The following is a 7,452-nucleotide window of genomic DNA, read 5'->3' on the forward strand; positions in this document are numbered from 1 at the left end:
CCGCACGGGCGCGGGGGCCGGGTCGCGCCGCACCGGCGCGGCGGTCGCCGTCACGTGTCCGCCAGCGCGGCCGTCGCCTCGTCGGCGGCTCGCTGCAGCGCCTCGGCCGGGTCGCCCTGGCCCTGCAGCACCTCCGAGATCGCGGTGCCGATCGCCTCCGACAGGCGCACGTAGCCGGGCACCGTCGGGCGCGGGATGGTGGCATTGGCGCTGTTGGCCGCCATGACGTCGAGGCCGGGCATCTCCTCGACCTGCGCGGTGAACTCGGGCGAGTCGATCTCGCTCTCGCGCAGCGGCAGGTTGCCGTACGCGACGTTCCAGCGCACGTCCTGCTCCGGGTCGGTGAGCCACTTCGTGAACTCGTACGCCCAGTACTCGCGGTTGGCGTCCTGGTGGTCGAAGAGCACCCACAGGTCCGCGCCCGAGATCGTCGTGTGGTCGCCGTCCGTGCCGGGCAGCGGCACGACGCCGTAGTCCGTGCCCGCCGTCTGCAGGTCGTACAGGGACCACGGGCCCGAGGTGATCATGCCGATCTGGTCGCTCGCGAAGATCTGGCCGAACTTCGTGTCGGTCTGGTCCAGGTAGACCGACTCGTCCTCGACCGCCATGTCGCGCAGCAGGGTGAGCGCCTCGACGCCCGCCTCCGAGTCGAAGGTCGCCTGCGTGCCGGACTCGTCGAGGATCTCGCCACCGTTCTGCCACAGGTGCGGCCAGAACTGCCACGTCGTCTCCTCCGAGCCGGAGACCGAGTAGCCGTAGCCGTACGTCGTCGTCGCGGGGTCGGTGAGCTCCTTGGCGGCCGTGCGGAAGTCGTCCCACGTCCAGTCCTCGGTGGGGTACTCGACGCCGGCGCGGTCGAAGACCGTCTTGTTGTAGATGAGCGAGATGTTGTCGACCACGGCGGGGAAGCCGATGGTCTCCTCGCCGGTCGGCTGCGCCGTGGCGCGCGCGGCCCCGGAGAACTCCTCCCAGCCGACGGCGGGGTCGGACACCTGGTCGGTGATGTCCAGCGTCCGGCCGGAGTCGGCGAGCTCGCTCGCCCACGAGCCGAACGCGTAGGAGATGTCCGGGTAGGTGCCGCCCGCGAACGACGACGACAGCTTCTGCAGCAGGTCCTCGGTCGAGGGCGCGCCCGAGGACACCTCGATGGTGACGTTGGGGTGCTCCTGCTCGAACTCCTCGGCGAGCCCGGTGAGGATGGTCTGGGCCTGGTCGGCCTGTCCGGTCCACCAGGTGAGCGTGACGTCGGCGTCCTCGTCGAGCGTCGTGGCGCCCTGCGTGCCCGAGGAGCACGAGGTGAGCAGGGCCGTGGTCACGAGGAGGCTCGCGGCGCCGAGGGCGCCGCTCCTGAGGGGGTGGTGACGCAGCATGGGTCGTCCTCGTCTCTCTGCGTTCTTTCCTGGGTCTGGGTGGTGCGGTTCAGCCGAGCACGACCGAGCGCGTGAGGTGGCGCGGGGTGTCCGCGTCCAGCCCGCGCGCCCGGGCGACCTCGACGGCGAGCCGCTGCGCCTGCACGAGCTGGACCAGGGGGTCGAGGTCGTCGTGCCGCACGGTGGCTCCGGTGCGCTCGACGTCGGCGGCGAGCGCGGGGTCGGCGTCGCCGAACAGCGTCACGAGGCTGCGCTCCCCGGCGACCGCCACGGGACCGTGGCGGTAGTCGAGGGCCGGGTAGGACTCCGACCAGGCCTGCGCGGCCTCGCGGATCTTGAGCGCCCCCTCCTGGGCCAGGCCGCGGGTCCACGACCGGCCGAGGAAGACGAAGTGGTCGTACGCCGCGACGTCGACGGCGAGCGGGGCGTCGAGCGCGGCGCGCGCCTGCTCGATCGCGGAGGTCAGGTCCTCACCGAGCCCGGTGCGGGCCAGGACGAGCACGGCGGTGGGGAACCGGGTCTGGACCACCGACTCCTCGTCGGCGAAGTCGAGCACGAGCACCTCGTCGGCGGCCTCGGCCACCGGCGTGCCCGCGACGCCGACGACGGCGGCGGTGCGGGTGCCGTCGGGAACCTGCGCGAGCGCCTCGAGCACCTCGCTCGTGGTGCCCGAGCGGCTGATGACGACCACGCGGTCGTAGGTGCGGCCCGGCGTCCACTCGGACGCGTAGGCGGCGTCCGTCTCGCCCTGGCCGGCGCGCTCGCGGAGCACCGCCAGCGACTCGGCGACGAACGCGCTGGTGCCGCACCCCAGCACCAGGACGCGCTCGCCCGGCCGGCCGAGGACCGGCGCGCCGTCGGCGGCCGCGGCGGCGGCACGGGCCCAGACGTCGGGCTGGCTGCGGATCTCACGTTCGGTGATGGTGCTGAGGGTCACGGAGAAGGTCCTGTCGTCGTGCGGTGCGCACCTGGCGCCTGTCGTCGCGCCCATCGTGCTCGACGGGTGCGCGACCCGTCACCAAGACTGGCGGATTCGATCAGTTTCGGTGATCGAATCGCGTAACAAGGCTGCAATCCGTGCGCGGCTCGACGATCCTCGGGGGCAGCACACTCACTTTCCGTCAGGAGGCAGTCATGAGCCCTGTCGACCCGAACGTCGACCCGCTGGGTGCGGGCGACACCGCCGACGTCGCCGTCCCGGACCTCCGGCTCGTGGAGTGGGCGCCGCGGCCGCAGGTGTCGGTCCCGGTCACGCGGGTGCCGCGCGCCGCCGTCCCCGCCGTCGACGTGCACAACCACCTGGGCCGCTGGCTCACCCCCGACTGGTGCGCGCCCGACGTCGACGCGCTGCTCGCGCTCATGGACGCCGCGAACATCGCGACCGTCGTCAACCTGGACGGGCTGTGGGGCGACGAGCTGGAGGCCAACCTCGACCGGTACGACCGGGCGCACCCGGACCGCTTCGTGACGTTCTGCCAGGTCGACTGGACGCTCCTGGAGCGACCCGACGGCGAGCAGGTGATCGCGGAGCAGCTGCGCGACAGCGCGGCACGCGGCGCACGCGGGCTCAAGGTGTGGAAGAACGTCGGGCTCACGGTGCGCGGCCCGGACGGCGCCCTGGTCCTGCCCGACGACCCCCGGGTCGTCGGCGTGCTCACCCTGGCCGGCGAGCTCGGCCTGCCCGTGCTGATCCACGTGGCCGACCCGAAGGCGTTCTTCGACCCGCTCGACGCGCACAACGAACGGTTCGACGAGCTCGCGGGCCACCCGAGCTGGTCGTTCGCCGACCGGGACCGCTACCCCGCGTTCGACGACCTGATCGACGCGCTCGAGCGCCTCCTGGTCGCTACGCCCGGCACGCGCTACATCGGGGCCCACGTGGGCTGCGTCGCCGAGGACCTCGACCGCGTCGAGCGGCTGCTGCGGGCCGCACCGAACCTCGTCGTGGACATCGCGGGCCGGCTCGGCGAGCTCGGCCGCCAGCCCCGCCGCTTCCGGCGCCTCGTCGAGGACTTCCCCGACCGCGTGCTGTTCGGCACGGACGCCTTCCCGCTGTCGGCCGAGGAGCTCGAGGTGCACTTCCGCTTCCTCGAGTCCGCCGACGAGGCCTTCGACTACGTGCCGGGCGAGGACGTTCCGCCGCAGGGCCGCTGGCAGATCGCCGGAGCCGCCCTGCCCGCGCACCTCCTGCCCGGGCTCTACGCGGACAACGCCCGCCGCGTGCTGGACGCGCGCGGACGGTGAATGAGAAGTGAACGACGACGCCCCGGAGAGCGGCCCTCGGCACTTCTTGACAGAATGCTGATATGACCGCACTCGAGGACCTCCTCGACGACTACATGTTCCGCTCGGAGTCCGACTCCGACAGGGACGAGAAGTTCGAGGACCTGATGAAGGCATTCCTGCGCGCCGACGAGGAGTGCACCCCCGCGTTCGACGAGGTGTGGTCGTGGGACGAGTGGCCCGCTCACCAGGGCGCGGGGGACGGGATCGACCTGGTCGCGCGTGAGCGCGACACCGGGCGCCTCGTCGCGGTCCGGTGCCGGTTCCACGACCCCGGCGCTCCTTTGTCGGGCGAAGAGCTCGCATCATTTCTCGCGGCCTCGGGCAAAGCGCCTTTCTCCGCGCGCATCGTCATGGCGACGACCGATTCCTGGGACAAAGAGCTCGAGGAATCGACCCGGGAATCAGAAATACCGGTCGAGCGAATTGGCCTGAGCACGATGCTGCATTCCACGGTCGACTGGACGCGGCTGGTCCCCCAGCCTGCCGCCGCCGGCTGACGCCTGCGCCGCCGCACGACGGCGCGCGACCGACCCGCACGACAGAAGCACCCCAGCGAAGCACCCCCCACCCCGATCGCTTCCCGGGTGAAGCCCGCGCGGATTTCCATGCATTTGCATGGAAATACCGCACATATGCCCGCGAACAGGACCGGGCAATAGTATGCGAAGGATCGATATGTCGCTCAGCTCCGCCCCGCTCGGCGTCCTGCCCGGCGGCGGCCTCGTCACGTCCGTCTGCCGCGCCTACGCCCACGACCCCTGCGGATGGGCCCTCCGCGCGGCGCCCGCGCAGGAGTACACCGCCGTCGTCGACCACCCCGCCCTGCCCGACGCCCTCGAGACCGCCGACGTGCTGGTCTGCCGCGGCGCCGCCGTCGACCTCCCCGACGACCGCTGGCTGTTCTTCGACGACCTCGCCCCCGCCGCGGCGTTCGCCCGGGCCGGGCGACGCTCGACCCTCGAGGCACCGCTCGACCTGTACGAGGCCGCCGAGGTCCGCGCGCACTGCGCCGAGCACAGCAGGCACGAGGCGGCGCTCCTCCTGGGCCGCCAGGTCCACGACCGCGCCGAGCTGCACGCGCTCGTCGCCCGGTTCGCCGCCCAGGACGCCGAGGCGGCCTGACGCCCCGCGCCGTGGCACAGTGCTGCGTGGGCCGGGCCGCGCGGACCGGCCCGTCCCTGACGAAGGAGGCCGCCACGTGACCTGGACGCAGCTCGTCCCCGACCTGCTGGGCGTGTTCTTCTTCGCCGTGTCGGGGTCGCTGCTCGCCGTCCGGCGGCAGTTCGACATCATCGGCTCGCTGCTGCTGGGCACGTGCGTCGGCCTGGGCGGCGGCATCCTGCGCGACGTCATCCTCGACGTCGGCGTGCCGCGCGCCTTCGACTCCCCCGTCTACCTCGCACCTCCCGTCCTGGCCGCGGTGATCGTGTACTTCTTCGCGCACGTCGTGCAGCGCTTCCACGACGTGCTGCTCACGTTCGACGCCGGCGGCATGGCGCTGTTCTCGGTCACCGGCACCCTCGTCGCGCTGGACGCCGGCATGAACCACACCGCCGCGTCGATCCTCGGCGTGGTGACCGCCGTCGGCGGCGGCGTCATCCGTGACGTCGTCGCCAACGACGTGCCGCAGATCTTCCGGGCACGCGGCCTCTACGCGATCCCGGCCCTGCTCGGAGCCGGGCTCACGGCACTGACCTCCTGGCTGGGCTGGTTCGGCCTGCCCACCGCGTGGGCGATCGCCGCGGTGGTGTTCAGCCTGCGCATGGTCTCGCTGCGCCACCGCTGGCAGGCCCCGCCGTCCTCGCGCTGACCGCCGGCGTCACGAGGGAGCGGAGCACGGCCACCACGCCGTGCTCGTCGAAGGTCCCGGTGACCTCGTCGGCCGCGTCGCGCAGGACGGCCGGCGCGTGCCCCATCGCGACCCCGCGCGCCGCCCACGCGATCATCTCCAGGTCGTTGACGCCGTCGCCCACGGCCACGGTCCGGGCGGCGGCCACGCCGACCGTGGCGCGGACGTGCTCGAGCGCCGTGGCCTTGCTCAGGTCGCGCGGCGTGACGTCGACCCAGTCGGCGGCGGCGGGCACGGGCGTCACGCCGAGCGAGCGCAGGGGCTCGACCAGGCGCGCGGCGCCCTCGCCGCGCAGGATGACGCGCGTGGCCGGCACCTCCCACAGCTCGGCGTCGGGCACCTGACGCTGGTCGCCGTTCACCGCGGCGGGGTCGAACGGGCTCGTGACCCGGTAGCCCCAGCCGATCTCCTCGACCCCCACCTGCACGGCGGGGACGAGGGACCGGGCGCGGCGGATCACGGGCTCGACGTCGAAGGTGCGCACCGTGTCGAGCTCGTAGCCGCCGGGGCACGCCGCGTCGAGCCGCGCCACGACGGCGCCGTTCGAGGTGACCACCCAGCCGGCGTCGATGCCGAGCCGCCGGGCCACGGGCAGCACGCCGACGAGCGAGCGACCCGAGGCGAGCACGACGTGGTGGCCCGCGCGGCGCGCCGCGGCGACCGCCGCGACGACCACGTCCGGCACGTCCGCGCGCGTGCGCAGCAGCGTGCCGTCGATGTCGAGCGCGACGAGCACGCCGTCCGCTGCCGCAGCGCGGAGACGGCGTCCGGATCCCTGAGCGTCGTCGGTCCTGGGCGTTGTCACCGTCTCTGTCGTATCCGTCATGCCCTCCAGACGCACGCCGAACGCGGAAGTCACAGCACTTCGGCGCGAAGTTTCCCGCCGGGTGAAAACTGGGTCTTGCGTAACGATATATCTTTGATCTATCGTGAGTGTGTCGGTCGAGCGATCCCCGCTCCCGGCCCACCGTCTCTGAAGGAGAACCCATGCACACCCACGACACCTCACAGCACCCCCGCGGCTCCGGCCGCCGGGGCTTCGAGATCCCGATCTTCGTCCCGGGCCTGCGGCCCGCCCTTGTCGGCATCCCCGACGACCTCGACCGTCGCGGCGGTCGGGACGAGCGCGGCCGCCGACGCGAGCGCGACGAGCGCGAGCGCGGCCGCTGGGGCCGGTCCGAGCGTCGCGACGGCTTCGGCCCGGGCTTCGGTCCCGGCTTCGGCCCGCGCGACGGCGGACCCCACGGCGGACCCCACGGCGGCGGGGGCCGGCGCGGCCCCCGTCGCGCCGGGCGCGGTGAGATCCGCGCCGCGATCCTCCTGCTCCTGGCCGAGCAGCCCATGCACGGCTACCAGATCATCCGCGAGCTGGCCGAGCGCACGGACGGCCGCTGGCGCCCGAGCGCCGGTGCGGTCTACCCGGCCCTCTCGCTCCTCGCGGACGAGGGCCTCGTGCGCCTGTCCGAGGAGGGCGGCCGCAAGCTCGCCACGCTGACCGACGAGGGCACCGCCCACGTCGAGCAGCACCGGGACGAGCTCGGCACGCCCTGGGAACAGGTCGGGCACGGCCACGGCCGCGCCCTGCGGCACGAGCTGCGCGCCCTGGCGGACGCCGTCGAGCAGGTCGTCCGCACCGGCACGCCGGAGCAGGTCGAGGCCGTCACGGCCCTCCTCGACGCCGCGCGCCGCGACGTCTACCTCACGCTCGCCGGCCGGCAGGCCGGGACCGACTGAGCCACCCGCCTCCCCGCGGGGAGGTTTGCGGCAGGTTGTGTCGACGTGCCCGGACCACCCGGTCCGGGCACGTAGTGTCTGGCCCCGTGAGAGGTACCGCCCGAGCCGCCGTCCTGGCCGCCGCCCTCGTCCTGACCGGGTGCGCCGCGGCCGAGCGCGGCGCGCCGTCCGGGCCGCTCGCGGAGCTCGGCCCGCCGACCGCGCCCCGCCACG

Annotated in this window: 8 protein-coding genes; 5 read left to right on the top strand and 3 right to left on the bottom strand. The window is 73.5% G+C overall.

The genetic code is table 11. The annotated features are described in order from the left end of the window. Nucleotides 1–50: 50 nt before the first annotated feature. Together HLB15_RS21280 and HLB15_RS21285 are read right to left on the bottom strand one after the other, a co-directional pair. Nucleotides 51–1,370 (bottom strand): ABC transporter substrate-binding protein, encoded by a 1,320-nt coding sequence (locus tag HLB15_RS21280; protein ID WP_171108435.1) that lies wholly within the window; start codon nucleotides 1,368–1,370, stop codon nucleotides 51–53. A gap of 49 nt (nucleotides 1,371–1,419) precedes the next feature. Next, a complete protein-coding gene (locus HLB15_RS21285) occupies nucleotides 1,420–2,307 on the bottom strand; it encodes an SIS domain-containing protein (RefSeq protein WP_229785667.1) in 888 nt (295 codons plus the stop codon). Nucleotides 2,308–2,504: 197 nt separating this feature from the next. Here HLB15_RS21285 and HLB15_RS21290 point away from each other — a divergent pair, with 197 nt between their 5' ends. The 4 genes from HLB15_RS21290 (at nucleotide 2,505) to HLB15_RS21305 (ending at nucleotide 5,466) form a co-directional block, all read left to right on the top strand. Next, on the top strand, nucleotides 2,505–3,614 hold the full coding sequence (locus HLB15_RS21290) for an amidohydrolase family protein (RefSeq protein ID WP_171108439.1): 1,110 nt from the start codon (nucleotides 2,505–2,507) through the stop codon (nucleotides 3,612–3,614). 62 nt (nucleotides 3,615–3,676) lie between these two features. Beyond that, nucleotides 3,677–4,153 carry a restriction endonuclease gene (locus HLB15_RS21295; RefSeq protein ID WP_171108441.1) on the top strand — a complete coding sequence of 159 codons (477 nt, stop codon included), beginning with the start codon at nucleotides 3,677–3,679 and terminating at the stop codon, nucleotides 4,151–4,153. A gap of 178 nt (nucleotides 4,154–4,331) precedes the next feature. Beyond that, on the top strand, nucleotides 4,332–4,778 hold the full coding sequence (locus HLB15_RS21300) for a hypothetical protein (RefSeq protein ID WP_171108443.1): 447 nt from the start codon (nucleotides 4,332–4,334) through the stop codon (nucleotides 4,776–4,778). A 76-nt stretch (nucleotides 4,779–4,854) separates the two neighbouring features. Further along, nucleotides 4,855–5,466: a trimeric intracellular cation channel family protein gene (locus tag HLB15_RS21305; RefSeq protein ID WP_171108446.1), complete on the top strand. Its 612-nt coding sequence runs from the start codon at nucleotides 4,855–4,857 to the stop codon at nucleotides 5,464–5,466. Here HLB15_RS21305 and HLB15_RS21310 read toward each other — a convergent pair. Continuing rightward, nucleotides 5,408–6,310, bottom strand: coding sequence for an HAD family hydrolase (locus HLB15_RS21310; RefSeq protein WP_229785666.1), 903 nt, complete (start codon nucleotides 6,308–6,310; stop codon nucleotides 5,408–5,410). The two genes, HLB15_RS21305 and HLB15_RS21310, sit on opposite strands and share 59 nt — an antisense overlap. Nucleotides 6,311–6,492: 182 nt before the next feature. Between HLB15_RS21310 and HLB15_RS21315 the strand changes: the two genes are divergently transcribed. Next, complete coding sequence (locus HLB15_RS21315; protein ID WP_171108450.1) at nucleotides 6,493–7,239, top strand: PadR family transcriptional regulator; 747 nt, start codon at nucleotides 6,493–6,495, stop codon at nucleotides 7,237–7,239. Nucleotides 7,240–7,452 lie beyond the last annotated feature (213 nt).

Origin of the sequence: Promicromonospora citrea (genome assembly GCF_013004695.1) — a bacterium.
GTDB lineage: Bacteria > Actinomycetota > Actinomycetes > Actinomycetales > Cellulomonadaceae > Promicromonospora > Promicromonospora citrea.